Source organism: Cyanobium sp. PCC 7001 (assembly GCF_000155635.1).
GTDB lineage: Bacteria > Cyanobacteriota > Cyanobacteriia > PCC-6307 > Cyanobiaceae > NIES-981.
On record NZ_DS990556.1, the window covers coordinates 1,552,094 to 1,577,937 of the forward strand.

The 25,844-nt window shown below is 67.8% G+C and carries 33 protein-coding genes and 1 tRNA gene; 27 read left to right on the forward strand and 7 right to left on the reverse strand.

The genetic code is table 11. The annotated features are described in order from the left end of the window. The 20 genes from rplN (at window position 1) to prfA (ending at window position 11,967) form a co-directional block, all read left to right on the forward strand. On the forward strand, window positions 1-366 hold the full coding sequence (gene rplN / locus CPCC7001_RS07760) for a 50S ribosomal protein L14 (RefSeq protein ID WP_006910461.1): 366 nt from the start codon (window positions 1-3) through the stop codon (window positions 364-366). Between the two features lies 1 nt (window position 367). Next, window positions 368-724: a 50S ribosomal protein L24 gene (gene rplX / locus CPCC7001_RS07765; RefSeq protein ID WP_006910118.1), complete on the forward strand. Its 357-nt coding sequence runs from the start codon at window positions 368-370 to the stop codon at window positions 722-724. 94 nt (window positions 725-818) lie between these two features. Then, complete coding sequence (rplE, locus tag CPCC7001_RS07770) at window positions 819-1,358, forward strand: 50S ribosomal protein L5 (protein WP_006910001.1); 540 nt, start codon at window positions 819-821, stop codon at window positions 1,356-1,358. A gap of 19 nt (window positions 1,359-1,377) precedes the next feature. Further along, on the forward strand, window positions 1,378-1,779 hold the full coding sequence (rpsH, locus tag CPCC7001_RS07775) for a 30S ribosomal protein S8 (protein WP_006909077.1): 402 nt from the start codon (window positions 1,378-1,380) through the stop codon (window positions 1,777-1,779). A 16-nt stretch (window positions 1,780-1,795) separates the two neighbouring features. Further along, window positions 1,796-2,335, forward strand: coding sequence for a 50S ribosomal protein L6 (gene rplF / locus CPCC7001_RS07780; protein ID WP_043368788.1), 540 nt, complete (start codon window positions 1,796-1,798; stop codon window positions 2,333-2,335). Between the two features lie 32 nt (window positions 2,336-2,367). Further along, window positions 2,368-2,733 (forward strand): 50S ribosomal protein L18, encoded by a 366-nt coding sequence (gene rplR / locus CPCC7001_RS07785; protein WP_006909511.1) that lies wholly within the window; start codon window positions 2,368-2,370, stop codon window positions 2,731-2,733. A 14-nt stretch (window positions 2,734-2,747) separates the two neighbouring features. Continuing rightward, window positions 2,748-3,392, forward strand: coding sequence for a 30S ribosomal protein S5 (rpsE, locus tag CPCC7001_RS07790; protein WP_006910949.1), 645 nt, complete (start codon window positions 2,748-2,750; stop codon window positions 3,390-3,392). Window positions 3,393-3,401: 9 nt separating this feature from the next. Then, on the forward strand, window positions 3,402-3,851 hold the full coding sequence (rplO, locus tag CPCC7001_RS07795) for a 50S ribosomal protein L15 (protein ID WP_006909951.1): 450 nt from the start codon (window positions 3,402-3,404) through the stop codon (window positions 3,849-3,851). Window positions 3,852-3,982: 131 nt separating this feature from the next. Continuing rightward, window positions 3,983-5,302 (forward strand): preprotein translocase subunit SecY, encoded by a 1,320-nt coding sequence (gene secY / locus CPCC7001_RS07800; RefSeq protein WP_006909719.1) that lies wholly within the window; start codon window positions 3,983-3,985, stop codon window positions 5,300-5,302. A gap of 75 nt (window positions 5,303-5,377) precedes the next feature. Then, complete coding sequence (locus CPCC7001_RS07805) at window positions 5,378-5,938, forward strand: adenylate kinase (RefSeq protein ID WP_006909614.1); 561 nt, start codon at window positions 5,378-5,380, stop codon at window positions 5,936-5,938. A 94-nt stretch (window positions 5,939-6,032) separates the two neighbouring features. Continuing rightward, entirely contained in the window at window positions 6,033-6,146 is a 114-nt protein-coding gene (gene rpmJ, locus CPCC7001_RS07810) for a 50S ribosomal protein L36 (RefSeq protein WP_006173336.1), read from the forward strand. Window positions 6,147-6,281: 135 nt separating this feature from the next. Beyond that, window positions 6,282-6,647, forward strand: a complete 366-nt coding sequence (rpsM, locus tag CPCC7001_RS07815; protein WP_006909855.1) for a 30S ribosomal protein S13 — start codon at window positions 6,282-6,284, stop codon at window positions 6,645-6,647. 149 nt (window positions 6,648-6,796) lie between these two features. Then, window positions 6,797-7,189 carry a 30S ribosomal protein S11 gene (rpsK, locus tag CPCC7001_RS07820; protein WP_006910768.1) on the forward strand — a complete coding sequence of 131 codons (393 nt, stop codon included), beginning with the start codon at window positions 6,797-6,799 and terminating at the stop codon, window positions 7,187-7,189. A 59-nt stretch (window positions 7,190-7,248) separates the two neighbouring features. Continuing rightward, window positions 7,249-8,187 carry a DNA-directed RNA polymerase subunit alpha gene (locus tag CPCC7001_RS07825; protein WP_006910451.1) on the forward strand — a complete coding sequence of 313 codons (939 nt, stop codon included), beginning with the start codon at window positions 7,249-7,251 and terminating at the stop codon, window positions 8,185-8,187. Window positions 8,188-8,225: 38 nt separating this feature from the next. Beyond that, complete coding sequence (gene rplQ, locus CPCC7001_RS07830) at window positions 8,226-8,576, forward strand: 50S ribosomal protein L17 (RefSeq protein WP_043368790.1); 351 nt, start codon at window positions 8,226-8,228, stop codon at window positions 8,574-8,576. Between the two features lie 41 nt (window positions 8,577-8,617). Then, on the forward strand, window positions 8,618-9,538 hold the full coding sequence (gene truA / locus CPCC7001_RS07835; RefSeq protein WP_006909755.1) for a tRNA pseudouridine(38-40) synthase TruA: 921 nt from the start codon (window positions 8,618-8,620) through the stop codon (window positions 9,536-9,538). 72 nt (window positions 9,539-9,610) lie between these two features. Continuing rightward, window positions 9,611-10,063 (forward strand): 50S ribosomal protein L13, encoded by a 453-nt coding sequence (gene rplM / locus CPCC7001_RS07840; RefSeq protein WP_006909970.1) that lies wholly within the window; start codon window positions 9,611-9,613, stop codon window positions 10,061-10,063. After that, on the forward strand, window positions 10,060-10,461 hold the full coding sequence (rpsI, locus tag CPCC7001_RS07845; RefSeq protein WP_006910781.1) for a 30S ribosomal protein S9: 402 nt from the start codon (window positions 10,060-10,062) through the stop codon (window positions 10,459-10,461). The genes rplM and rpsI overlap by 4 nt, the downstream gene beginning before the upstream one ends. Before the next feature lie 29 nt (window positions 10,462-10,490). Beyond that, on the forward strand, window positions 10,491-10,763 hold the full coding sequence (gene rpmE / locus CPCC7001_RS07850; protein ID WP_006909642.1) for a 50S ribosomal protein L31: 273 nt from the start codon (window positions 10,491-10,493) through the stop codon (window positions 10,761-10,763). Window positions 10,764-10,869: 106 nt separating this feature from the next. After that, complete coding sequence (prfA, locus tag CPCC7001_RS07855) at window positions 10,870-11,967, forward strand: peptide chain release factor 1 (RefSeq protein WP_006910225.1); 1,098 nt, start codon at window positions 10,870-10,872, stop codon at window positions 11,965-11,967. A 36-nt stretch (window positions 11,968-12,003) separates the two neighbouring features. Here the strand turns inward: prfA and CPCC7001_RS07860 are convergent, their stop codons facing one another. Next, entirely contained in the window at window positions 12,004-12,531 is a 528-nt protein-coding gene (locus CPCC7001_RS07860; RefSeq protein ID WP_043368791.1) for an HNH endonuclease, read from the reverse strand. A 92-nt stretch (window positions 12,532-12,623) separates the two neighbouring features. Here CPCC7001_RS07860 and alr point away from each other — a divergent pair, with 92 nt between their 5' ends. Together alr and CPCC7001_RS07870 are read left to right on the forward strand one after the other, a co-directional pair. Next, the gene (gene alr / locus CPCC7001_RS07865; protein WP_006909246.1) at window positions 12,624-15,113 is read left to right on the forward strand and encodes an alanine racemase; all 2,490 of its coding nucleotides are present in this window, start codon (window positions 12,624-12,626) and stop codon (window positions 15,111-15,113) included. A 58-nt stretch (window positions 15,114-15,171) separates the two neighbouring features. Then, window positions 15,172-15,260, forward strand: a tRNA-Ser gene (locus CPCC7001_RS07870). Window positions 15,261-15,327: 67 nt separating this feature from the next. On the opposite strand, the gene CPCC7001_RS07875 is transcribed toward CPCC7001_RS07870, so the two are convergent. Next, entirely contained in the window at window positions 15,328-16,260 is a 933-nt protein-coding gene (locus tag CPCC7001_RS07875) for a serine hydrolase (RefSeq protein ID WP_043368793.1), read from the reverse strand. Between the two features lie 32 nt (window positions 16,261-16,292). On the opposite strand from CPCC7001_RS07875, the gene CPCC7001_RS07880 reads away from it, so the two are divergent. Then, window positions 16,293-17,063: a C40 family peptidase gene (locus CPCC7001_RS07880; RefSeq protein ID WP_006911461.1), complete on the forward strand. Its 771-nt coding sequence runs from the start codon at window positions 16,293-16,295 to the stop codon at window positions 17,061-17,063. 29 nt (window positions 17,064-17,092) lie between these two features. Next, window positions 17,093-18,058, forward strand: coding sequence for a glycosyltransferase family 2 protein (locus tag CPCC7001_RS07885; protein WP_006909116.1), 966 nt, complete (start codon window positions 17,093-17,095; stop codon window positions 18,056-18,058). Here CPCC7001_RS07885 and CPCC7001_RS07890 read toward each other — a convergent pair. Then, window positions 18,004-18,528, reverse strand: coding sequence for a HEAT repeat domain-containing protein (locus CPCC7001_RS07890; RefSeq protein ID WP_043368794.1), 525 nt, complete (start codon window positions 18,526-18,528; stop codon window positions 18,004-18,006). The genes CPCC7001_RS07885 and CPCC7001_RS07890 overlap by 55 nt on opposite strands. Window positions 18,529-18,618: 90 nt before the next feature. Between CPCC7001_RS07890 and CPCC7001_RS07895 the strand changes: the two genes are divergently transcribed. From CPCC7001_RS07895 to CPCC7001_RS07905, 3 genes are all read left to right on the forward strand, one after another. Then, complete coding sequence (locus tag CPCC7001_RS07895; protein ID WP_006910603.1) at window positions 18,619-18,735, forward strand: photosystem I reaction center subunit VIII; 117 nt, start codon at window positions 18,619-18,621, stop codon at window positions 18,733-18,735. A gap of 54 nt (window positions 18,736-18,789) precedes the next feature. Continuing rightward, on the forward strand, window positions 18,790-19,281 hold the full coding sequence (locus tag CPCC7001_RS07900) for a photosystem I reaction center subunit XI (protein WP_006909724.1): 492 nt from the start codon (window positions 18,790-18,792) through the stop codon (window positions 19,279-19,281). A gap of 129 nt (window positions 19,282-19,410) precedes the next feature. Beyond that, complete coding sequence (locus tag CPCC7001_RS07905) at window positions 19,411-19,737, forward strand: hypothetical protein (RefSeq protein ID WP_156796726.1); 327 nt, start codon at window positions 19,411-19,413, stop codon at window positions 19,735-19,737. A gap of 20 nt (window positions 19,738-19,757) precedes the next feature. Here CPCC7001_RS07905 and CPCC7001_RS07910 read toward each other — a convergent pair whose 3' ends face one another. The 4 genes from CPCC7001_RS07910 to psaA all read right to left on the reverse strand — a co-directional run bounded on the left by CPCC7001_RS07910 (window position 19,758) and on the right by psaA (window position 25,229). Next, complete coding sequence (locus CPCC7001_RS07910; protein WP_006909212.1) at window positions 19,758-20,168, reverse strand: CrcB family protein; 411 nt, start codon at window positions 20,166-20,168, stop codon at window positions 19,758-19,760. Further along, complete coding sequence (locus CPCC7001_RS07915; RefSeq protein WP_043368797.1) at window positions 20,165-20,554, reverse strand: CrcB family protein; 390 nt, start codon at window positions 20,552-20,554, stop codon at window positions 20,165-20,167. The genes CPCC7001_RS07910 and CPCC7001_RS07915 overlap by 4 nt, the downstream gene beginning before the upstream one ends. 132 nt (window positions 20,555-20,686) lie before the next feature. Beyond that, on the reverse strand, window positions 20,687-22,906 hold the full coding sequence (gene psaB, locus CPCC7001_RS07920; RefSeq protein ID WP_006910911.1) for a photosystem I core protein PsaB: 2,220 nt from the start codon (window positions 22,904-22,906) through the stop codon (window positions 20,687-20,689). A gap of 19 nt (window positions 22,907-22,925) precedes the next feature. Next, complete coding sequence (psaA, locus tag CPCC7001_RS07925; protein WP_006909907.1) at window positions 22,926-25,229, reverse strand: photosystem I core protein PsaA; 2,304 nt, start codon at window positions 25,227-25,229, stop codon at window positions 22,926-22,928. Between the last annotated feature and the right edge of the window lie 615 nt (window positions 25,230-25,844).

Below are 25,844 nucleotides of genomic sequence, written 5' to 3' on the forward strand. Positions count from 1 at the left end.
ATGATTCAACAGGAAACGTTTCTCAACGTCGCTGACAACAGCGGCGCCAAGCGCATCCAGTGCATCCGCGTGCTGGGCACCAACCGTCGCTATGCCCACGTGGGCGATGTGATCGTGGCCGCCGTGAAGGACGCCATGCCCAACATGGGCGTCAAGAAATCGGATGTGGTCAAGGCCGTGGTGGTGCGCACCAAGGCCACCCTGCGCCGCGACACCGGCAATGCCATCCGCTTCGATGACAACGCCGCGGTGATCCTGGGCAACGAGAACAACCCGAAGGGCACGCGGGTTTTCGGTCCGGTGGCCCGCGAACTGCGGGAGCGCAACTTCACCAAGATCGTGTCCCTCGCCCCGGAGGTGATCTGACATGGCAACCGCAACCCCGAAAGCCACCACCGCGACGCGCACCAAGATGCGCATCAAGAAGGGCGACACCGTGCAGGTGATCGCCGGCAAGGACAAGGGCAAGACCGGTGAGGTGCTCCGCACCCTTCCCTACGAGAACCGGGTGGTGGTGCAGGGCATCAACCTGCGCACCCGTCACGTCAAACCCACCCAGGAGGGCGAGACCGGCCGGATCGTCACCGAGGAGGCCTCCCTGCACGCCTCCAATGTGATGCTCTTCTCCACCAGCAAGAACGTGGCGAGCCGGGTCGAGATCGTCGTCGAGAGCGACGGCACCAAGAAACGCCGCCTCAAGAAGACCGGCGAAATCCTCGACTGATCCCTTCAGCCCCAACGCCTACAGCCACCTTTCCTTTCCCGATTCCCCGTCCGCCTTCTGACCCAGCCCAGAAGCGCATCCCCTTTCCCCCGCCATGTCCCTCAAACAGCGCTACCGGGAGACGATTCAGCCCAAGCTCCTCAAGGACCTGAATCTCTCCAACGTCCACGAAGTCCCGAAGGTGGTCAAGGTCACCGTCAACCGGGGCCTGGGTGAAGCCGCCCAGAACGCCAAGGCCCTGGAGGCCTCCATCGCCGAACTGGCCACCATCACCGGTCAGAAGGTGGTGGTGACGAGGGCCAAGAAAGCCATCGCCGGCTTCAAGATCCGCCAGGGGATGCCGATCGGGGTGGCCGTCACCCTGCGGGGTGAGCGGATGTATGCGTTCCTCGAGCGCCTGATCCATCTGGCGCTGCCCCGCATCCGCGACTTCCGCGGCGTCAGCCCCAAGAGCTTCGACGGCCGTGGCAACTACACCCTGGGGATTCGGGAACAGATCATCTTCCCTGAGATCTCGTTCGACAAGATCGACGCGATTCGTGGCATGGACGTCACGATCGTGACCAGCGCCCGTAACGACGAAGAGGGCCGGGCCCTCCTCCGCGAGATGGGAATGCCGTTCCGCAGCAACTGAGCCCTCTTCGGACCCGACCATGGCCAATCACGACCCGATTTCCGACATGCTCACCCGCATCCGCAATGCGAGTGAGAAACGTCACGAGACCACCCGAATCCCCGCCTCGCGCCTGCTCCGCAGCATCGCCACCGTGCTGCAGCAGGAAGGCTTCATCGCCGGCATCAGCGAAGAAGGCGAGGGCGTGCAGAAGCACCTCGTGGTGGAACTGAAGTACAGCGGCAAGCACCGCCAGCCCACGATCCGCTCCGTGCAGCGCGTCAGCAAGCCCGGTCTGCGCATCTACAAGAACAACCGCCAGCTGCCCAAGGTGCTCGGTGGCCTCGGGGTGGCCATCATCTCCACCTCCAAGGGGGTGATGAGCGACCGCGACGCCCGCAAGCAGGGCGTGGGTGGTGAAGTGCTCTGCTACGTCTACTGATCAGGGAGATTGATTCATGTCACGTATTGGTAAAGCGCCCATCCCCGTGCCCGACAAGGTCACCGTCAGCCTCAGCGGCCTCGCGGTGACCGTGAAGGGTCCCAAGGGGGAACTGAGCCGCACCCTCCCCGAGGGGGTTTCCGTTGCCCAGGAGGGCAGCACCATCGTCGTCAGCCCCACCAGCGAGAGCCGCCGCTCCCGTGAACGCCACGGCCTCTGCCGCACCCTGGTGGCCAACATGGTCGAGGGCGTCAGCCAGGGCTACACCCGCAAGCTCGAGATCGTCGGGGTGGGCTACCGCGCCGCCGTCCAGGGCAAGAAGCTCGTGGTCTCGGCCGGTTACAGCCACCCGGTGGAGATGGTGCCCCCCGATGGGGTCACCTTCACCGTCGAGGGCACCACCACCGTGCTCGTCTCCGGCGCCGACAAGGAGCTGGTGGGCAACGAAGCCGCCAAGGTGCGCGCCATCCGCCCGCCCGAGCCCTACAAGGGCAAGGGCATCAAATATGCGGGCGAGCGCATCCTGCGCAAGGCCGGCAAGACCGGCAAGAAATGAGGTCTGCCTGAGCGTCCTTACCCTGTACTGCCATGTCATCCCCCTCCCGCAAAGAGCAGACCCAGAAGCGCCACCGCCGTCTGCGTCGCCATCTCACCGGCACCGCCGAGCGTCCGCGCCTGGCCGTGTTCCGCTCCAACAACCACATCTACGCCCAGGTCATCGACGATGCCGCCCAGAGCACGCTGTGCTCGGCGTCGACGGTGGACAAGGAGCTGCGTCCGAGCGTGACGGCCGCCGGCACCTGCGAAGCCTCCGTGGCCGTGGGCCAGCTCGTCGCCAAGCGTGCCCTGGCCAAGGGCATCTCCCAGGTGGTCTTCGATCGCGGCGGCAACCTGTACCACGGCCGGGTCAAGGCCCTGGCTGACGCCGCCCGGGAAGCGGGCCTTCAGTTCTGATCCCGACTTTCACCATGACCGAAACCAACGACCAAGTTCAATCCAACGCCGTTCCCGCCGCGGCCGACGTTCCGGCGGCAGCGGAGGGCCAGCAGGAGCGCCGGGGTGGCCGCGGCGAGGGCCGGGGTGAGCGCCGCGGCGGCCGGGGCCGCGACAACCGCCGCGGTCAGGAGCGCGACTCCGAGTGGCAGGAGCGGGTCGTGCAGATCCGTCGCGTCTCCAAGACCGTCAAGGGCGGCAAGAAGATGAGCTTCCGCGCCATCGTGGTGGTGGGCAACGAGAAGGGCCAGGTCGGCGTCGGCGTCGGCAAGGCCGGGGACGTGATCGGTGCCGTGCGCAAGGGTGTGGCCGACGGCAAGAAGCACCTGGTCAAGGTGCCCCTCACCCGCAGCAACTCCATCCCCACCCTGAGCAACGGCCGCGATGGCGCCGCCAGCGTGCTGCTGCGTCCCGCCGCTCCCGGTACCGGGGTGATCGCCGGTGGTTCGATCCGCACGGTGCTGGAGCTGGCCGGAATCAAGAACGTGCTGGCCAAGCGCCTGGGGTCCAAGACCCCCCTCAACAACGCCCGCGCCGCCATGCAGGCCCTCGCCGGCCTTCGCACCCACAAGGAGACCGCCAAGGAGCGGGGCATCTCCCTTGAGCAGATCTACTCCTGAGGCCTCCCGATGAGCATCACACTGCAATCGCTTCAAGCCAACCCCGGCGCCCGGCGCCGCAAACTGCGCAAGGGCCGCGGCATCGCCGCCGGCCAGGGCGCCAGCTGCGGTTTCGGCATGCGGGGCCAGAAGTCCCGGTCGGGCCGGCCCACCCGCCCCGGTTTCGAGGGTGGCCAGATGCCCCTCTACCGGCGCGTGCCGAAGCTGAAGCACTTCGAGCTGGTGAACCGCAAGGAATTCACCGTGGTGAACGTGGCCCGGCTGGCGGAGTGCCCCGCCGGCAGCACGGTGAACCTCGACACCCTGGTGAAGCAGGGCATCGTGACCAGCCCCAAGCATCCCCTCAAGGTGCTAGGCAACGGCGATCTGTCGGTGAAGCTCACCGTGCAGGCCTCGGCCTTCACGGCCAGTGCCCGCGCCAAGATCGAAGCCGCCGGCGGCAGCTGCGACGTCATCTGACTCCCGCCCTCGCCAGCCCCGCCCGGCCGTCGCCCTAGGGTCTGAGCCGTCTGCCGGACTGCGGTGGACGGCTTTTTGATGCCGGCACCCATCCGGCCGGCCGCTTCTCCCTTTCCCCCTGCCCAACCACCATGCTTCTCAGTCGGGGACGCAACCCCAGCGCCGGAGAGATCCTCAGCCAGCTGGTTCAGTCCAAGGGACTGCGCGATCGGGTGATCACCACCCTCGGCCTGCTGCTGCTGGTGCGGCTCGGCATCTACATCCCCGTTCCCGGCATCGACCGGGTGGCCTTCCAGGATTTCCTCTCCCGCGGCGGCCAGCTGATCGGCTTCCTGGACATCTTCACTGGCGGTGGCCTCTCCACCCTCGGCGTGTTCGCACTGGGGATCCTGCCCTTCATCAACGCCTCGATCATCATCCAGCTGCTCACGGCAGCCCTGCCGCAGCTGGAGGATCTCCAGAAGAACGAAGGGGAGGCCGGACGGCGCAAGATCGCCCAGATCACCCGCTACGTGGCGCTGGGCTGGGGGATTCTGCAGAGCACCGTGTTCGCCCTGATCCTGCGGCAGTACGCCACCGAGGGGCTCTCGGAACCGGTGTTCGTGCTGCAGACCGCCCTGGCCCTTGTCACCGGCTCGATGATCGTGATGTGGATCAGCGAGGTGATCACCGAGCGGGGCATCGGCCAGGGGGCCTCCCTGGTGATCTTCGTGAACATCGTGGCCACCCTGCCGCGGGCCCTCGGCTCCACGATCGAACTGGCGCAGAGCGGTGACCGGAGCACCGTGGGAGGCATCGTGGTGCTCGTGCTGGTGTTCCTGCTCACGATCGTGGGCATCATCTTCGTGCAGGAGGGCAACCGGCGGATCCCGATCGTGAGCGCCAAGCGCCAGGTGGGCGGGGTGAACCTGCTGGCGGCCCGTCAGAGCTACCTGCCGCTCAAGCTCAACGCCGGCGGTGTGATGCCGATCATCTTCGCCTCGGCCGTGGTGTTCCTCCCCCTCACGATCGCCAACCTCACCCGCAGCCCCTGGCTGATCCAGGTGGCGGGTTACCTCAATCCGAACAGCAGCACCCCCTGGCTCTACGCCCTGGTGTTCTTCGGGCTGATCGTGGGCTTCTCCTTCTTCTACGCCTCGCTCACCGTGAACCCGGTGGACATCGCCACCAACCTCAAGCGCGGTGGTGTGGCCGTGCCCGGCGTCCGTCCGGGATCGGCCACGGCCGCCTACCTGGGGGGGGTGCAGAATCGGCTCACCCTGCTGGGCGCCCTCTTCCTCGGGGCCGTGGCGATCATCCCCTCGGCGGTGGAGGGGGCGACCCAGGTGCGCACCTTCCAGGGCCTGGGGGCCACCTCGCTGCTGATTCTGGTGGGGGTGGCCATCGACACGGCCAAGCAGGTGCAGACCTACGTGATCTCCCAGCGCTACGAGGGGATGGTGCGGCAGTAGTCGGCCTTCCCGTTCCCTCTCCGCCCTCCAGCCCTTCGATCCCCGGCCCTTCGCTCCCCCGATGAAGCACCTCCGATGAAGCAACGCGTTCTGTTCCTCGGCCCCCCCGGAGCCGGCAAGGGCACCCAGGCCCAGCAGCTGGCCAGCTCCCATGCCCTCCTGCACCTCTCCACCGGCGACCTGCTGCGGGGCGAGGTGGCCGCCGGTACCGCCCTCGGCCAGGAGGCCGCGGCCGTGATGGCCCGCGGCGAACTGGTGAGCGACGCCCTGGTGCTGGCCATCGTGCGCAGCCGCCTGGAACAGCAGGCCGCTTCCGGCGGCGGCGGCTGGTTGCTGGATGGGTTCCCCCGCAACCTCACCCAGGCCGAGGCGCTGGAGGGGCTGCTGGAGGACCTCGGCCAGCAGATCGAAGTGGTGGTGCTGATGGAACTTGACGATGCCGTGCTGCTGCAGCGGCTGCTGGGGCGGGGCCGCGAGGATGACAACGAGGCGGTGATCCGCCACCGGCTGGAGGTGTACCGGGATCAGACGGCTCCGCTGATCCGCTTCTACAGCGACCGGGGCCTCCTCCAGTCCGTCGATGCCAGCGGCGAGGTGGAGACCGTGGGGCAGCGCATCGCCGCCCTGCTGGACTGAGCCCTGCGCACGGAGACCCTGCGGAAGGGTCAACCGGAACCCGTTGACCACTGTGGTATGGTGGCGGTTTGCAAATTCGGAGAGCACAACGCCCATGAAGGTGCGTGCCTCAGTCAAGAAGATGTGCGACAAGTGCCGGGTGATCCGCCGCCATGGCCGGGTGATGGTCATCTGCACCAACCCCAAGCACAAGCAGCGCCAGGGCTGACCCCAGCCCGGCTCGGCCGCCAGAGCCGCTGCCCCGTCCTGCCTCCCCTCCCGAAGGCCTGACTGAACCCTCGGCCCGGCTCCGCCGGCCTCCAGCCCCACCGCGGGCTCCCCTGACCCTTGATCGTTTTCCCACGTGGCTCGGATTGCCGGCGTCGATATCCCTCGCGACAAGCGGGTTGAGATCGCTCTCACCTATGTGTATGGCATCGGTCTCACCCGTGCCCAGAAGATCCTCGCCAAGACCGGCGTTGATCCGGACACCCGGGTGAAGGACCTCAGCGACGCCGACGTGCAGAAGCTGCGCGGCGCCGCCGAAACCTTCACCCTCGAGGGCGACCTGCGCCGCCAGGAGGGCATGGCCCTCAAGCGCCTGCAGGACATCGGCTGCCTGCGCGGCCGGCGCCACCGCATGGGCCTTCCCGTGCGGGGGCAACGCACCCGCACCAACGCGCGCACCCGTCGCGGGGCCCGCAAAACCGTGGCCGGCAAGAAGAAGTAATCCGGCTCCCCTCCCGTGGCCCCAGGCCAGCCCACCACCACCCTGCCGCCGGCTCCAGCGCCGCCCTCCCGGGCGTGTCCACGGGTCCAGCGTCACCAGGGTGTTCCCACGTTCCCTGATCACCTCCTGCGTCCGCAGGCCCTGCCCCCATGGCCAAGCCCGCCAAGAAAACCGGCCCCAAGAAGGCCAAGCGCAACGTTCCCAACGGTGTTGCTCACATCCAGAGCACCTTCAACAACACGATCGTGTCGATCACCGATACGGCCGGCGAGGTGATCTCCTGGAGTTCCGCCGGCGCCAGCGGCTTCAAGGGCGCCCGCAAAGGCACCCCCTTCGCCGCCCAGACCGCCGCTGAGGCCGCCGCGCGGCGGGCCCTCGAGCAGGGCATGCGCCAGATCGAGGTGCTGGTGCGCGGCCCCGGTTCCGGCCGGGAGACCGCCATCCGCGCCCTCCAGGTGGCCGGCCTCGAGATCACGCTGATTCGCGACGTCACGCCGCTGCCCCACAACGGCTGCCGGCGATCCAAGCGCCGCCGCGTCTGAAGTTCGTCGCCCCGTTCCCGCCAACGGGCACCCCGCCCCACATCCCGACTGTTCAGACCGTGCTGCACTACCAAATCGACAGGATCGAACACCACGTCGCGGAAGACCGTGCCCAGACGGGTGTCTTCCTGATTGGCCCCCTCGACCGGGGACAGGCCACCACCCTGGGCAATGCCCTGCGTCGCGTGCTGATCGGCGGCCTCGAAGGCAGCGCCATCACCGCCGTGCGCATTTCCGGCGTCAACCACGAGTACGCCACCGTTCCCGGCGTCCGGGAAGATGTGCTCGACATCCTGCTCAACTGCAAGCAGGTGGCGGTGAGCAGCCGCAGCCGTGAGTTGGAGATCGGCCGGCTGGTGGTGAACGGACCCGCCACCGTTACCGCTGCCGATCTGCAGTTCTCCTCCCAGGTGCAGGTGATCGACCCCGACCGTCTGATCGCCACCGTGGCCGAGGGCTTCGGTCTGGAGATGGAAGTGCACGTGGAGCGGGGTGTGGGCTACCGGCCGGTGGACCGCCACAGCGAAGACACCAGCGCCATCGACCTCCTCCAGATCGACGCGGTGTTCAAGCCCGTCAAGCGCGTCAACTACACGGTGGATGAAACCGCCGTGGGTGAGGGGGGCTCGGCCCGCGAGCGCCTGCGGCTGGAGATCGAGACCAACGGCAGCATCACCCCCGATGACGCCATGGCCCAGGCGGCCAACCAGCTCATCGCCCTGTTCCAGCCGCTGGCCACCCTGAGCGTGGTCGAGGAACCGGGCCAGGAGCCCGAGCCCTCGGCCGAGGCCCAGATCCCCCTCGAGGAACTGAACCTCTCGGTTCGGGCCTACAACTGTCTGAAGCGCGCCCAGGTCAACTCCGTGTCCGACCTGATGGGCTTCAGCTATGAAGATCTGCTGGAGATCAAGAACTTCGGCTCCAAGTCAGCCGATGAGGTGATCGAGGCGCTGGAGCGCATCGGCATCACCCTGCCCCAGAGCCGCACCAGCGCCTGATCGGCGGCATCCGAACACTCCCCTGGACCCCTAGACCGATGCGTCACCAATGCCGAGTCCCGATGCTGGGACGCCCCGCCGACCAACGCAAAGCCATGCTGCGGGGTCTCACCACGCAGCTGATCCGCGAGGGTCGGGTCACCACCACCAAGGCCCGTGCCAAGGCGCTCCGCGATGAGGCCGAGCGGATGATCACCCTGGCCAAGGACGGCACCCTGGCCGCCCGTCGCCGCGCCATGGGCTACATCTACGACAAGCAGCTCGTGCACGCCCTGTTCGACAAGGCCCAGGAGCGCTACGGCGACCGCCAGGGTGGCTACACCCGCATCCTCCGCACCATCCCCCGTCGTGGTGACAACGCGGAGATGGCCATCATCGAGCTGGTCTGACCCCTGCCGCACCGGCCGGAGTCCCGCTGTTACGGCCGACCGTGACGCCGCCAGGGCATGAGCCCGGCGAGCCTCGGCGCATCGCCCTGTGCCTGCAGTACGACGGTGGCGCCTTCCACGGCTGGCAGCGCCAGCACAATGCCCCGAGCGTGCAGGCCGCCCTGGAGGACGCCATCGCCATCCTCGACCCCCCGGCTGCCCGACCACGACCACCCCGCACCTGGGCAGCGGGCCGCACCGACACCGGTGTGCATGCGGCAGCCCAGGTGGTGCACTTCGACAGCTGCGGTCCGATTCCGGCCGGGCGCTGGCCCAAGGCGCTCAACGGCCGGCTGCCTCCCACCATCCGGGTGATGGCCGCCAGCCAGGTGCCCCCCGACTGGCACGCCTGCTACTCCGCCACCTACCGGCGCTACCGCTACACGATCTTCAACGGCCGGGCGCCCAACCTCTTTCTGGCCCCCTGGAGCTGGCACCGTTACCAGTACCGGCTCGACGAGAACGCCATGGTCCAGGCGCTGCAGGGCATGCTGGGGGAGCACGACTTCTCGGCGTTCCAGCGCACCGGCAGCCGGCGCCGCCATGCCCGCACCACCCTCCAGGACGTGCTGCTGGAGCGGGAGGGCGACCTGCTGCGGGTGGAGCTCCAGGCCAGCGGCTTTCTCTACGGCATGGTGCGGCTGGTGCTGGGGCAGCTCGTGGCGGTGGGGGAAGGACGGCTCAGCCCTGAGGCGTTTGCGCGGCGCTGGCGCCACCGCGACCGCGGGGCCGTGAAGGAGGCCGCCCCTCCCCATGGGCTCTGCCTGCTCCGGGTGGGCTACCCGAAGCCCGTCTTCCCCAGGGCCGCCTGGTATGATTGCCAACCGCGGTATCAGCTGGAGACCGCCGATCCACCGGCTCTCCTCGCTGCACAACCCGCCGTTCCGCAGGGCCCGCCGCGGCCAAGCGGTATGGTCTTCTGAATGGGCGTTTCCGCCCTCATCACGACCAACCTGCCCAGCCCCCTACGGCCTGCCGGTGCCTGACCAGGCGATATGAACAAGACTCCCCTGCCCTCGATTGCTTCGCTCGACCGCCAGTGGTACCTGGTGGATGCGGAGAATCAGACCCTTGGCCGCCTGGCCAGCGAAGTGGCCGCCGTGCTCCGCGGCAAGAACAAGCCCTGCTACACCCCCCATCTCGACGCGGGTGACTTCGTCGTCGTGATCAACGCCGACAAGGTGCGGGTGAGCGGCAACAAGGCCACCCAGAAGGTGTATCGCCGCCATTCCGGCCGTCCCGGCGGCATGAAGACCGAAACCTTCGAACACCTGCAGGCCCGGCTGCCCGAGCGCATCGTGGAGAAGGCCATCAAGGGGATGCTGCCCCACAACGCCCTTGGCCGTCAGCTGTTCCGCAAACTCAAGGTGTACAAGGGCGCCGAGCATCCGCACGCTGCCCAGCAACCCCAGCCCCTCGCCCTCGATCCCGCCGCTGCTGCCCAATGAGCACCTCCAACGTCGTCTACTGGGGCACGGGTCGCCGCAAGACCTCCGTCGCCCGCGTCCGTGTCGTCCCCGGCACCGGCACCGTGACCATCAACGGACGCCCCGGCGACAACTACCTGAACTACAACCCGGTGTACCTGGCCGCGGTGAAGGCTCCGCTCAACACCCTCGGCCTTGCCGCCGACTACGACCTGCTCGTGAACGTGCGGGGCGGCGGCCTCACCGGCCAGGCCGATGCGATCAAGCAGGGTGCTGCCCGGGCGCTGTGTGACCTCTCGCCCGACAACCGCAAGCCCCTGAAGACCGAAGGCCACCTCAGCCGTGATCCCCGGGCCAAGGAACGCCGCAAGTACGGCCTCAAGAAAGCCCGCAAGGCGCCCCAGTTCTCCAAGCGCTGATTCTCAGCTCTCTCCCGATTCCTCCAGCCATGCCCAAGGCCGACATCCACCCCACCTGGTATCCCGATGCCAAGGTGATCTGCAATGGAGAAGTGGTGATGACCACCGGCTCCACCTCCCCCGAAATCCACGTGGACGTGTGGAGCGGCAACCACCCCTTCTACACCGGCACCCAGAAGATCCTGGATACCGAAGGCCGGGTGGACCGCTTCATGCGCAAATACGGCATGGCCAGCACCGACAGCAGCGCCTCGGCCAACACCGAGGCCAAAGCCGACGCGGAAGACGGCGCCAAGGCCTGATCTCAGCGGCCCTCTTCCCATCCATTCTCCAGGGCCGGGTGCAGTGGGCATCCGGCCTTTTTGCCGTTTCCGCGGCATGCCCACACCACCTTGAAGCTCCGGGTTGATGGACCCCTCCCTGCTGCATGACCGGCTTGAGGCCGCCCGGCGCACCTTCGAGACCCTGGAGAGGCAGCTGGCCGATCCTGCCGTGGCCAGCAATCCGGACCAGCTCCAGGCCATCGCCAGGGAACGGGCTCGCCTGGAACCGCTGGTGCTCGATCAGCGGCAGCTGCAGAAACTCCTGGCCGAGGAGGCCGACGCGCGAACCCTGCTGCGCGACCATCGCGGCGATCGGGCCATGGAGGAGTTGGCGAGCGAGGAGCTGAAGCAGCTCGCCGAGCGGATCCACAGCCTCAGAACGTCCCTCACGATTGCCCTGTTGCCTCGTGATCCCCGCGACGAGCGCAGCGTGATGCTCGAGATCAGGGCCGGTGCCGGTGGCGACGAAGCGGCCATCTGGGCCGGTGATCTGGCACGGATGTACGAGCGCTACGCCCAAAGCGTGGGCTGGCGGGTGGAGCCGGTGAGCGCCTCGGAAGCCGAACTGGGCGGCTACAAGGAGCTGATCCTCTCCATCCGGGGCGAGGGCGTGTTCAGCCAGCTGAAATTCGAGGCCGGGGTGCACCGGGTGCAGCGGGTGCCGGCCACCGAATCCCAGGGACGCGTCCACACCTCCACCGCCACGGTGGCGGTGATGCCGGAGGCGGATCCGGTGGAGGTGCAGATCGAGCCTGGCGATGTGGAGATCAGCACGGCCCGCTCCGGCGGCGCGGGAGGGCAGAACGTGAACAAGGTGGAAACGGCGGTGGACCTGCTGCACAAGCCCAGCGGCATCCGGGTGTTCTGCACCCAGGAGCGCTCCCAGATGCAGAACCGGGAGCGGGCCATGGAGATCCTGCGGGCCAAGCTCTACGAGCGCCAGCTGGCCGAAGCCAACGCCAGGGAGCGCTCCGCCCGCCTCGCCCAGGTGGGCAGTGGCGATCGGAGCGAGAAGATCCGCACCTACAACTACAAGGACAACCGCGCCACCGACCACCGGCTGGGTCGCAATTTCAGCCTGGAGCCCGTGCTCAACGGTCAGCTGCAGGATGTGATCGGTGCCTGCATCGCCGCGGACCAGGCCAGGCAGCTGGACGAGCTGGCCGCCGACGTGAGTGCGTGAACCCTGGGCCCCTGGGCAGTGGCGGCCCGTGTGATCTCAGGCGGCCCGTTCGTCTGCCAGGACCTCAAGGCCGATGAGGTATTTGGCCCATTCGTGGTGCCTCCCGGCCCGCAGATGGCGGGTGGCTTCATAGCCCAGCCCGCTCGCCGGACGGTGGGGAGCCCGCAGCAGCACCATGCCGGCTTCCCGCGGCGTGCGGTTGCCCTTGCGGACATTGCAGCTGAGGCAGGCCGTGGTCACGTTCTCCCAGCTGTCGGTACCGCCGCGGCTGCGGGGCACCACGTGATCGACCGACAACTTCTCACCGCTGTAGCCGCAGTACTGACAGCAGTGACCATCGCGGTGAAAGAGATTGCGGCGTGTGAGCGGCAGCTGCCGGTAGGGAACCCGCACGAAGTGACGCAGCCGGATCACCGTGGGAAGCAGAAGATCCGGGCGGATGGCTCGGTTCCGGTCATGTTCCAGTCCCTCGGCCTTGCCCTTGAGCAGCATCACCAGCGCCCGCTTCCAGGTGGTGATGTTGAGCGGTTCATAGGACGCATTGAGGACGAGAACGTGCCCCATCGCCGCAACCAGGATCGCCAAAATGCTAACGAGGCACATCCTCCGGGTCGGTGTCGTCCACGACCAGGCCTTCCGCCGGACCGTCCTGCACCATGACCCTGCCCGCACCCCGAGAGCTGGCCGCCCTGCTGGACGGCGAGCTGCGCGGCACCCCGCCTGAGCAACCGCTGCGGGCTGTGGCGATCGACTCGCGGCGGGTGCTGCCCGGCGATCTCTTCGTGGCGCTGGGGGGGCGCCACTGCGACGGCCATGACTTCGTGGCGCAGGCCGAAGGGGCCGGGGCGTCGCTGGTGGTGCTGCGGCGGGACCGCTGCCCGGACAGCGGCCCGGGACCGGGCTGCGCCCACCTGCTGGTGGCTGATCCGCTGCTGGCCCTGCAGCGTCTTGCCGCCTGGTACCGCCGCACCCACATCCGCAGGGTGGTGGCGGTCACCGGCAGCAATGGCAAGACCGTGGTCAAGACTGCGCTGACGGCCCTGCTGGCGGGCCGTTTCCGGGTGGCCTCCAGCCCCGGCAGCTGGAACAGCCAGGTGGGCGTGCCGCTGGCGGTGCTCACGGCTCCGCCCGGCACCGAACTGGGGGTGTTCGAGGCCGGCATCTCGGCGCCCGGCGAGATGGAGCGCCTCGAGGCGATCCTGCAGCCCGACCACGGCGTGCTGGTGAACGTGGGTCTGGCCAATCTCGGCAGTTTCGGCAGCCGCGCGGTGACGGCACGCGAGAAGCTGCGCCTGTTCCAGGGCATGGATGCCCACAGCTGGGTGATCGCCCCGGACGACCCGCTCGTGAACGCCCTGCCCCTGCCCTGCCGCCGCATCCACCCCGGCGCCGGGCCGCCACGGCTGCTGGGTCAGCGCTCCCGGGGGAACGGCCTCCTGCTCCAGCTCGATCTGGGCGGGTGCCAGGCCCAGGTGACGGTGCACACCCGCTCCCGGCCTCTCGTCGACGACCTCCTGATCGCCCTGACCGCCGCCCACCACCTGGGGGTGCCCGCGGCGGAGATGGCGGAGGTGCTTCAGGACTACACCTTCGGGCCGACGCGCATGGAGACCTGGCGGACGCCGGAAGGCATCACGATCATCAACGACACCGCCAGCGACGACCCGCTCTCGGTGCAGACCGCCCTGGCCACGGTGGCCGCCTTTCCCGAAGGGGGCCGCCGCCTGTTCGTGTTCGGCGGGATGGGAGATCTGGGACCCTGCGAACAGCGGGAGCACGCGCTGATCGGGCGAATGGCGGCCGAACAGGGCTTCTCAGGGCTGCTGCTGCTGCCGCACCCGGCCCGCAGCCACACTGCCGCCGCCTGGAACGGCTGCCACCCCGCCCAGGCGGCCCAGGAACTGGCCGACACCGCCGCCCTGCGCGAGCGGATCCGCCAGATGGCCGAGCCGGGCGACACCGTTCTGCTCAAGGGTGCCGCCCGCCAGGAGCTGAGCAGCGCGGCCCGCGCGATCTGGGAATCGATGGCACCCCGCCGCCTGCTGGTTGATCTCGACGCCATCCGCGACAACATCACCCGCTTCCGGGCCCTCTGCGGCCCCGAGGTTGCGATCCTGGCGGTGCTGAAGGCCTGGGCCTACGGCACCGAGCTGCCGCGGCTGGCGGCGGCCCTGCAGGACAGCGGCATCGACTGGATCGGGGTCTCCGCCGCCGACGAGGGTGCCGTGATCCGACGGGCCGGGGTGCACCGGCCGGTGCTGGTGATGCTGATGGACCCCGATGAGGTGGACAAGGCGGTGCGCTGGCGCGTGACGCCGCTGATCTATTCGCTGCCCTTCGCCCAGGCGCTGGTCAGGACGCTGCAGTCGATGGGCGCGCACCTGGAGGTGCACCTGGAGATTGAGACGGGCATGGGTCGCCTCGGTGTGGCGCCGGAGGAGGCCCTGGCCGCCGCCAGGCTGCTGCGCGATTCCGGGGTCGTGACCGTGACAGGCGTGATGACCCATCTGGCCGGCGCCGATGATCCCGCCGCCGATGACGAGACCCGCGCCCAGCTGGAGCGGTTCGATGCGGTGATGGCCAGGCTGCATCAGGAACTGGGCACGCCCCTGCTGGTGCACGCGGCCGCCACCTCGGGGGCCGTGCGCTTCCCGCAATCCCGTTACGGCATGGTGCGGCTGGGCCTGGGGCTGTTCGGCCTGCATCCCTCACCAGCCGTGGCTGAGGCGATCGAACTGGAGCTGGCGGTGGCGTTCATCAGCCGCCTGGTGCAGGTGCGGGAGTACGGCAGGGGGCAGCGGATCGGCTACAACGGCACCTACGTGGTCAGCGCGGAACGCCAGCGGATCGGCATCGTGGCCGCGGGCTACAACGACGGTGTGCCCTGGCGATTCAGCAACCGCGGCGAGGTGATGATCCAGGGTCGGCGCCTGGCCGTGCTCGGCCGGGTGTCAATGGACTCGATGGCGGTCGATCTGGATCCGTTGCCCGAGGCGACGGTGGGCGATGAAGTGCTGATCTTCGGAGCCTATGAAGGCCAGGTGCTGCGTCCGGAGCAGGCCGCCCTCCAGGCGGGCACGATCCCCTACGACCTGCTGGTGCAGGTCGATGGCAGACGGGTGCAACGGATCTTCCGGGGCGGCTGAATCGAACGCTCCGGCAGCCGGAGCGGCTGGAGCGTTCAGGTAAGCTCCTGGTGCCGCTGGAGAGGTGGCTGAGTGGTTGAAAGCGGCTCCCTGCTAAGGAGTTACAGGAGGCAACTTCTGTCGAGGGTTCGAATCCCTCCCTCTCCGTTTCCCTGAGTCCCTGGTTCCCAGCCAAGCCACCCACCGGCCCGGCATGGCATGGCCAGCTCTGTGCTCAGTCCTGCCGACACAGCCTGGCCAGATGGGAGGCGATCTCCGGCAGCAGGGCGGTGTCGGCCGCCTGCCTGGCCCCCTCGCTGAACACGCTCAGCAGGAAGGGGCTGTGGCCTTCGGCCTCCACGTAGGCCGTGTCGTGACGGGCCTGGCTCATCCAGCCGGCCTTGCTCCAGAGGCGGGCCCCCTCCGGCAAGCCGGCACCGAGGAAGCCATCCACCTGATTCTCCGGATCCGCCGCGCGGCTGGCGGGATCCAGGGGGCGCCGCAGCACCTCCCGCATCCGCCCGCAGGCCGGGGGGGACACCAGCGCCGAGGCGATCACCCCCAGCAACAGCCGCGAGGCCGCATCGGTGCTGAGGCTGTTGCGGTTCTCCAGGCCAGGCCCGTAGAAGGCCCGCTCGCGGCCGTAGGGGCCATCCCCCCAGGTTTTCTGGCAGGCATTGCAGCCGCGGAGTTCGCTCCAGGCCATGCCGGCGAGCCATTCGTTCACCAGCTGGCGCTGGGCCACCCAGGCCTGCATGCGCTCCGGGGGGAGCTCCGGACCGCTGGTGGTGCCGCTGAGCAGATCCACCACCAGGCCGGTGGCGTCGTTGCTCGAGTCGCGGATCATGTCCTCCAGGGCACGCCGCAGTTCCGGGCCGTCCTCGAGCAGCCCGTCCTGCAACCAGGCCTCGGCCGCGATCAGGTACACCAGCTTCACCACACTGGCGGGGTAGCGCTGACGATCCCCCCCCCAGCCGGCGCCGGGCGGGTGCCGCTGCCAGTACGCCTCGGCACCGCCCTCCAGCGCCGCGCCGATCTGGGATCGGTCGAAGCGCACCCAGGTGATCGACAGCTGCTGGGCCAGCCCCGGACGCCCCTGCAGCTCCAGCAGTCCGACCAGGTCGCTCAGCACCTGCTCCATCGGCGGGTCCGGGCTGTAGAACGCCATCACTGCCGGCTCCTGCTGTGGCGAGATTAGGTATGTCCCAGATCCGTCCCCTGGCGGCGGGCACCCCGGCCGCTCCCGAACTGCTGCAGCCGGGCACCACCTGGCGTCTGCTCGCCCGCCTCGATCTCTTCAGTCGGCCCCGGGGCTCGGGACTCGCCACCCAGGCCACGGCCGGCCGCTGCCTGCAGGTGCTTCCCGAAGCGGCGTCGGTGGAGGGCAGTCCGTCGCGCCTGCGGGTGCGGGTGCGCCTGGTGGAGGATGGCTATCCCGGCTGGATCGCCCCGGAGTCCCTGCTGGGGATGGCCATCGCCGCGACACCACCGCCACCGCGGCTGCTGGACCGCCCCGCCATCGCCGAACGTCTGGCGGCGGTGCTCGCCTTCGCCATGGGCGCCCTGCGCACCCCCAACACCTACCTGTGGGGCGGCAGCCTCGGGCCCGACTACGACTGCTCCGGGCTGGTGCAGGCCGCCTACGCCAGTGCCGGCATCTGGCTGCCGCGGGATGCCTACCTGCAGGAACGCTTCTGCCAGCCGGTGGCGGCACGGCCGGGCGTGACCCAGCTGCTGGAACCGGGCGATCTGATCTTCTTCGGCACCCCGCAGCGCTGCACCCATGTGGGCCTTCACCTGGGTGGGGGCCGCTACCTGCACAGCTCCGGCCGGGAGCACGGGCGCAACGGCATCGGGATCGACGATCTCAGCCCCCGCAACACCGACCCCGTGGCGGTGCATTACCGCCGGGAGCTGCGGGGAGCGGGCCGGGTGATGCGCTGCCACGACGGCAGTCCCCTGCCCGCGTAGGTTCATCGGTCCGGCCCGGGCCTGTGGCAATGGATCTCTCGGTGGTGGTGCCCCTCTACAACGAGGAGGAGAGCGTGCCGCTGCTGGTGGAGCAGGTGCTGAAGGCGGTGCGCCCGCTCGGCCTGGCCCATGAGCTGGTGGTGGTGGACGACGGCTCCACCGATGGCACCGCCGCCGTGCTCAGCCGCCTCAGTGAGGTCGTGCCGGAGCTGGTGGTGGTGCTGCTGCGCCGCAACTACGGCCAGACGGCCGCCATGGCCGCAGGTTTCGATGCCAGCCGCGGTGCGGTGATCGTGACCCTGGACGGGGACCTGCAGAACGATCCGGCCGACATTCCGGTGCTGCTGGAACGGCTGGATCAGGGCTACGACCTGGTGAGCGGCTGGCGCCACCAGCGGCAGGACCACGCCCTGTGGCGGCTGCTGCCCAGCCGCCTGGCCAACCGATTGATCGCCCGGGTCACCGGCGTGCGCCTGCACGATTACGGCTGCTCCCTGAAGGCCTACCGCCGCGAGGTGGTGGACGACCTGAACCTCTACGGCGAGCTGCACCGCTTCCTGCCGGCGCTGGCCTTCATCGAGGGAGCCCGGATCAGCGAGGTGCAGGTGAACCACCACGCCCGCCGCTTCGGCCGCAGCAAGTACGGCCTGGATCGCACCTTCCGCGTGCTGATGGATCTGCTCACCGTGTGGTTCATGAAGCGGTTCCTCACCCGCCCCATGCACGTGTTCGGCTTCGGCGGCCTGGCGGCCATGCTGCTGGGGCTGCTGTTCACCGCCGCCCTGGTGGTGGAGAAGCTGGTGCTGGGCGCGGAGATCGGCGACCGCCCGCTGCTGCTGGTGGCCCTGATCAGCGTGCTCGCCGGCGTGCAGCTGTTCTGCTTCGGCCTGCTGGCCGAGGTGCAGATGCGCACCTATCACGAAAGCCAGGGGCGGCCGATCTACAGGGTGCGGGCCACATTGCGCGGCAGCGGCGGCGCTGGATCGGCCGGCTGAGGCACCGCCGTACGCCCCCGGAACCGTTCCAGTCCCAGCGCGGCTTCACGCATCACGGCGGGGTCCGGGTCCCGCAGCCCCCGCCTGAGCAGGGACACCACGCAGGGATCACCCCAGAGGCGGGCGACCCGCATGGCGGTGAGGCGGGTCGCGTCATCACCGCGGAGGCGTTGGTGCAGATCGCGCAGCACCCGGCCGCGCTCATGGAGGTCCGGTGGACGCCAGGGCTGTGGCCAGGCCTCGGCGGTCTCCAGGTCGCCGGCGCGACCATCAGAACCCGGATCCTGCCGTGCCCGGACTCCACGTTCAGCCTGGTCCGCAGCAGCGGACTCCGTCATCTGGGCCCGGTTGAGCGCCGCCACGGCGGAGGCATCGGTGGAGCGGAGCACCACGGCGGGCCGCCGGCGACGCAGCAACCAGAAGAGGAGGGCCAGAACCGCCGCCGCGGCGCCCAGGCTGGAGGGAGGCATGGATTGAACTTTTATGTCGCCAGCTCCAGCCCGAGAAGGCTGTCCTGGGAACGATCCTTACAGTACCGGCGGTTGCTACTGGCCTGCGCCATGACTGGAGAATTCGCTGCCGCCTGGATGCCCTCGGTGTTTGTGCCCCTTGTCGGGATCCTCGGCCCAGCCGTGGCGATGGCCCTGCTGTTCAACGTGATCGAGGCCCGCGACTGAACTCACTCCTCCCGGAGTGTCCGCGCCCCTTTCATCACCCTCGCTTCCACCCCCATGACCGTGACCCCCGTGGCCGACCCCTGTGTCGGCAATCTGGCCACCCCCGTCAACAGCAGCTACTTCACCAAGGCCTTCCTGAACGCCCTGCCGGCCTACCGACCGGCCCTTTCCCCCAACCGTCGCGGCCTGGAAGTGGGCATGGCCCACGGCTTCTTCCTCTACGGCCCCTTCGCCATCACCGGTCCGCTCCGCCTCACGGAATACGCCAGCACGGCGGGCCTGCTGGCCACGATCGGTCTGGTGTCGATCCTCACGGTGTGCCTGTCCATCTACGGCACGGCCGGCACCGGCCCCAATGTCCAGCCGCCTGATGCCACGATCGACACCCCCCCGGCTGACCTGTTCACCAAGGCCGGGTGGGCCGAATTCGCCAGCGGCTTCTGGCTCGGCGGTTGCGGTGGCGCAGCCTTCGCCTGGTTCCTCGCCGGCACCGCCGTGGTGGCCCCGCTGGTGAACATCGCCGGTGGTGTCTGGAGCGTCGGCTGAGGCCCTCCTCCTCCCCTTCCAACACTGCCGGCCAGCCCCGCCAACGCGGGGCTTTTTCATGGACGATCCCGTCCACGGCATCCGGCCAGGGGCAGGATGGAGAGGAAGCTGCCGTGGAAGCCGAACGCCATGCGAAGCCCCATCACCAGCGGGCCGGGCCTGCTGCTCGGCATGGCGATCCTGCTGGGGAGCTGCGGCAGCCAGCCCTCGACCGTTCCCGAGCCCCCCTCGGCTCCCTCCCTGCCGCCGGCGAACTCCGGGGGCGGCACGGCAGCACCGTCGCCGGACACTCCCCAGTTGCAGGCGCGGCTCAGCGCGGAGCGAAGCCGTGGCCTGCTCCAGGGGCACGAGGCGGTGGTGTCATGCCTGCACGGGGAGCGGGGCCAGACCGACGGCAATGAGCTCCGCTGTGAAGACTGGTCCTACGTGCGGCAGAACTACCTCCAGGCCCCCTGAAGCCCACCGCACCTGCCCGCTCAGGGCGACGCTTGTCTCCACAGTTGCCTGCCCAGCCAGGCCCCAAGCGCCACCAGCGCCAGGCCACCGAACAGGCTCACCAGCAGCACCCCGGCCGCGGCAAGCAACTCGCCGGTGGAGAGTCGCCGGGCCAGCGCCAGCATCCAGGAGGAGAAGGTGGTGAGACTGCCGCAGAACCCGATGCCAGCGAGCAGGTACAGCCGGGCACGCTGGGGCGGTTGAACGATCAGCAGGCCGATCAGAAGGCAACCGGCCAGATTGGCGAGCAGCGAGGCTTGCAGCAGCCCCGCGTAGGGGCCCGTGTTGGCTGCGGCCAGCCCATCGAGCTGCCAGCGCAGCAAGGCCCCCGGGATCGCTCCAGCCGCCAGCAGAACCAGGTCAGCCAGCTCCCGGCGCAGCGGAGGCCTCATGGCAGGCCACCGATGAACAGGCCCAGCTGCATGGCCAGGAGGCCTCCCAGCACCGAGCCCGACGCCAGCAGCACCGCCTCGGCCCAGTGGCACTGGCACAGCACCACGTAGAGCTCGGCCACGAAGGAGGAAAAGGTGCTGAATCCCCCCAGGAATCCCGTGCCCATCAGCAGCAGCGTGCGCTGACCGGCGCCACCGCAGCTCTGCTGCATGGCCACGAGCAGACCCAGCGCAAAGCAGGCCGCCATGTTCACCCCGAAGGTGCCCCAGTGCTTGCGGGGCAGCATCGGTTCGAGATGGTTCACCACCCGGAAGCGCAACCAGGCACCGGGAAGAACGCCGAGGGCCACCAGAAGCGCTCCGGTGGCAACGGGCACAGAGGACATGGCGATGGGGTCTCCCCTGGGGCGTCGAGGCTGTTTTAGCCCAGAGCTGTTGTAGCCCAGACAAGAAAAAACACCCCGGCGATGCCGGGGTGCTGGAGGTCCCTCGAGTGAGGCTGGATCAGGCGGTTCGGCTCAGCCGAACTTCCCGGAGGTGGAGGCGATCAGGAAGGCCGCATAGGTGAGGAAGTAACCCACGGTGAAGTGAGCCAGACCAACCACGCGGGCCTGAACGATCGAGAGAGCCACAGGCTTGTCGCGCCAGCCCACCAGATTGGCGAGCGGGGTGCGCTGGTGAGCCCAGACGATGGTCTCGATCAGCTCCTGCCAGTAACCACGCCAGGAGATCAGGAACATGAAGCCGGTGGCCCACACGAGGTGGCCGAACAGGAACATCCACGCCCAGACCGCCAGGTTGTTGGAACCAGCGGGGTTGTAGCCGTTGATCAGCTGGGAGCTGTTGAGCCACAGGTAATCGCGGAACCAGCCCATCAGATAGGTGCTGGATTCGTTGAACTGGGCCACGTTGCCCTGCCAGATGGCGAGGTGCTTCCAGTGCCAGTAGAAGGTGAGCCAACCAACCGTGTTCAGAGCCCAGAAGACAGCCAGATAGAAGGCGTCCCAGGCACTGATGTCGCAGGTACCACCACGGCCGGGGCCGTCGCAGGGGAAGGAGTAGCCGAAGTCCTTCTTGTCGGGCATCAGCTTGGAACCCCGGGCATCCAGGGCACCCTTCACCAGGATCAGGGTGGTGGTGTGCAGACCCAGCGCGATCGCGTGGTGAACGAGGAAGTCACCAGGACCGATCTGCAGGAACAGGGAGTTGTCGCCGGCGTTGATGCCATCGAGCCAACCGGGCAGCCAGACGGCGCCGGGGCCAGGGGCATTGCTCACCAGGCTGTCGGGATTGGCCAGCAGCACGTTCATGCCGTAGATGGCCTTACCGCTCGCCGCCTGCACGAACTGGGCGAACACGGGCTCCACCAGGATCTGCTTCTCGGGAGTGCCGAAGGCCACGACCACGTCGTTGTGGACGTAGAGGCCCAGGGTGTGGAAACCGAGGAACAGGGAGACCCAGCTCAGGTGGCTGATGATCGCTTCCTTGTGCTCGAGCATCCGGGCCAGAACGTTGTTCTTGTTGGCCTCGGGGTCGTAGTCACGGATGAAGAAGATCGCACCGTGGGCGAAGGCACCGCACATCAGGAAGATGGCGATGTACTGGTGGTGGGTGTAAAGGGCAGCCTGCGTCGTGTAGTCCTTGGCGATGAACGCATAGGACGGCATCGAATACATGTGCTGCGCCACCAGGCTCGTCACCACACCGAGGCTCGCCAGGGCAAGACCCAGCTGGAAGTGGAGCGAGTTGTTGATGGTGTCGTAGAGCCCCTTGTGGCCCGCACCCAGATCACCGGGAGTGCCGGCGGGAGGGTTGTGGGCGTCGAGGATCTCGCGGATCGAGTGGCCGATACCGAAGTTGGTGCGGTACATGTGACCCGCGATCACGAACAGGCAGCCGATCGCCAGGTGGTGATGGGCGATGTCCGTGAGCCAGAGGGCCTCGCTCTGGGGGTGGAAACCACCCAGGAAAGTGAGGATCGCCGTGCCGGAGCCTTCAGCGGTGCCGAACACCTGATAGGTGGTGTCGGGATTCTGGGCGTAGACGCCCCAGTTGCCGGTGAAGAAGGGGGCCAGTCCCGCAGGGTGCGGCAGCACCGAGAGGAAGTTGTCCCAACCCACGTGCTGACCACGGGATTCAGGAATGGCCACGTGGACCAGGTGACCGGTCCAGGCGATGGAGCTGAAGCCGAACAGCACCGCGAGGTGGTGGTTCAGGCGGGACTCAGCGTTCTTGAACCAGGCCAGGGAAGGCCGGAACTTGGGCTGGAGGTGAAGCCAGCCGGCGAACAGAGCCCAGGCCGAGAGGATCATCATGAAGATGGCCCCTTGATAGAGCTCGGCGTTGGTGCGCATGCCGATCGTGTACCACCAGTGGTACAGGCCGGAGTACGCAATGTTCACCGGGGAGGAGGCACCGGCCTGGGTGAAGGCGGCGATGGCTCCTTGGCCGAAGTGGGGGTCCCAGATCGCGTGAGCGATGGGACGGACATGCAGAGGATCGGTGACCCACTGCTCAAAGTTGCCCTGCCAGGCGATATGGAACAGGTTGCCCGAAACCCAGAGGCCAATGATGGCCAGGTGACCGAAGTGGGTGGAGAACAGCTTTTGGTAAAGCCGCTCCTCGGTCATGCCGTCGTGGCTCTCGAAGTCGTGAGCCGTGGCAATGCCGTACCAGATACGGCGGGTTGTCGGGTCCTGTGCCAGACCCTGGCTGAACGAAGGAAATTTCGTTGCCATTGGGAAAGGTCAGGAAAGGTCAGCCGACCGCAATGATGCGGGCCAGGAAGAAGGACCAGGTGGTCGCGATACCGCCCAGCAGGTAATGGGCGACACCCACGGCACGGCCCTGGGTAATGGAGAGGGCGCGGGGCTGGATGGCCGGCGCCACCTTCAGCTTGTTGTGAGCCCAGACGATGGACTCGATCAGCTCCTGCCAGTAGCCGCGGCCACTGAAGAGGAACATCAGGCTGAAGGCCCAGACGAAGTGGGCACCCAGGAACATCAGGCCATAGGCACTGGAGCTCGAGCCATAGCTGTTGATCACCTGTGCGGCCTGAGCCCACAGGAAGTCACGCAGCCAACCGTTGATGGTGATGGCGCTCTGGGCGAAGTTGCCGTTGGTGATGTGCTGGACGGTGCCGTCGGCGTTGACGGTGCCCCACACATCGCTCTGCATCTTCCAGGAGAAGTGGAAGATCACGATGGACAGGGAGTTGTACATCCAGAACAGACCCAGGAACACGTGGTCCCAGGCCGACACCTGGCAGGTACCGCCACGGCCGGGGCCGTCGCAGGGGAAGCGGAATCCGAGGTTCGCCTTGTCGGGGATCAGACGCGAGCTGCGTGAATACAGCACACCCTTCAGCAGGATCAGCACGGTGACGTGGATCGTGAAAGCATGGATGTGGTGGACCATGAAGTCCGCCGTACCCAGGGGGATCGGCGCAGCAGCGACCTTGCCGCCGACCGCCACCACGGCACCGTTGAACACCTCACTCACGCCGGCGAGGGCGTTGGGAGCGGTGCTGCCGGCGGCAGCGGCGTGGAGGCCCTGGATCCACTGGGCGAACACGGGCTTCAGGGCAATCGCCGAGTCGCTGAACATGTCCTGGGGACGGCCCAGGGCACGCATGGTGTCGTTGTGGATGTAGAGGCCGAAGCTGTGGAAGCCCAGCCAGATGCACACCCAGTTGAGGTGGCTGATCAGGGCATCACGGGCCTTGAGCACTCGGTCCAGCACGTTGTCGATGTGCTTGGCGGGGTCGTAGTCACGCACCATGGCGATGGCGGCGTGAGCACCGGCACCCACGATCAGGAAGCCACCGATCCACATGTGGTGGGTGAACAGTGACAGCTGAGTGGGGTAATCAATCCCGATGTAGGGATAGGGCGGCATCGCATACATGTGATGCGCCACGATGATGGTCAGCGAGCCGAGCAGGGCCAGGTTCACGCCGAGTTGGGCATGCCAGCTGGTGGTCATGAACTCGAACAGGCCGTCGTGACCCTTCGGAGCCGGGAAGAGCAGGGGATCACCCTTCTGACCTTCCAGGATCTCCTTGAGGCTGTGACCGATACCCCAGTTGGTGCGGTACATGTGGCCGGCCACGATGAAGAGCACCGCGATCGCCAGGTGGTGATGCGCGATGTCGGTCATCCAGAGGCTGCCGGTCACAGGATTCAGACCACCCTTGAAGGTGAGGAAATCGCTGTAGGCCGCCCAGTTGCCGGTGAAGAAAGCGGAGATGCCTGCGCCGAATCCCGGATAGAGCTGCGCCAGTACGTCCTGGTTGATGAACTCGTGGGGCAGGGGGATGTCGGCGTAGGAGGCGATGGTCTTGCCGTTGAGGGCCAGAGGCTGGCCGGCATCAATGGCATCCATCAGGGCCGTGGTGGGCAGGGACACGTGAAGGAGGTGCCCGGTCCAGGACAGGGAGCCCAGGCCCAGCAGGCCAGCCAGGTGGTGGTTGAGCATGGACTCAACGTTCTGGAACCACTCCAGCTTCGGTGCGGCCTTGTGATAGTGGAAGACGCCGGCATTCAGCATCAGGCCAGCCATCACCAGGGCACCGATGGCGGTGCAGAGGAGCTGGAACTCGCTGGTGAAACCCCAGGCCCTCCACACATGGAAGAGGCCGGAGGTGATCTGAATGCCGTGGAAGCCGGCACCCACATCACCATTGAGAATTTCCTGGCCGAAGATCGGCCAGACCACTTGGGCTGAAGGCTTGACGTGCAGAGGGTCGGCCAGCCAGCCGGTGTAGTTGGAGAAGCGGGCGCCGTGGAAGAAGGCACCGCTCAACCAGATGAAGATGACGGCCAGATGGCCGAAGTGAGCCGAGAAGATCTTGCGAGAGACCTCTTCGAGGTCGCTCGTGTGGCTGTCGAAGTCGTGAGCGTTGGCGTGGAGGTTCCAAACCCAGGTTGTGGTTTTGGGACCCTTGGCCAGGCTGCGGTCGAAGTGTCCGGGCTTTTCGAAAAGCTCGAACGTGGCCGGAACGGGGTTCCGGTCGACCATGGCCTTGGCCTTTTCCCCACGCTCTGGTGGGCTGATGGTCATCGAGACGTTCCTCGAGGGACGGGGTCGAGGTGGTGGTCCACCCCTGGAGACAGCGGCAACCGCCGAGACGGGAGCACGGTGTCAGTGGGCCCCATGGCGCAGGCCGACCGGAGCCGGCAAGGCCATGGGCTCCAGCCTGAGATCAGGACTCGCGGAATCCGCGAAACCGACTGCTGTGGCTGGGGCTTTGGGCCCCAGATAGGGGACCGCTGGCGGCACTATAGGGGCCAAATTGATCCGCCCTGGGCGGCCAGTTACAAAGGTTCAATCCGTCAGCTTCCCAGGCCAGCACTGGGGTCTGACTGGGAGTAAGCGACAAGGGATCACAGCATTTTCAAGGCACTTTGTTACATCATTCCCGAAAATTTAGAGATGGGCCGGTGACACAGGCTCCCGGGCTTCACGCCAGCCAGCAGAATGCCGCCATCCAGCAAGGGAGCAGCGGCGGGTGAGGGCGGTTGGCGGCGCGAATCCGCGGCTCGGGCCTGGACCTGCCGGCCTGGGCCGACGGCTGACGGTCCTGTGCCTGGTGCTTCTGCTGGCCTGGCTTCCAGGCGGTTGCCGGCGCTCGGACCCAGCTTCGAGCACGGCGGCGGGGTCGGTCCTCCCCACACC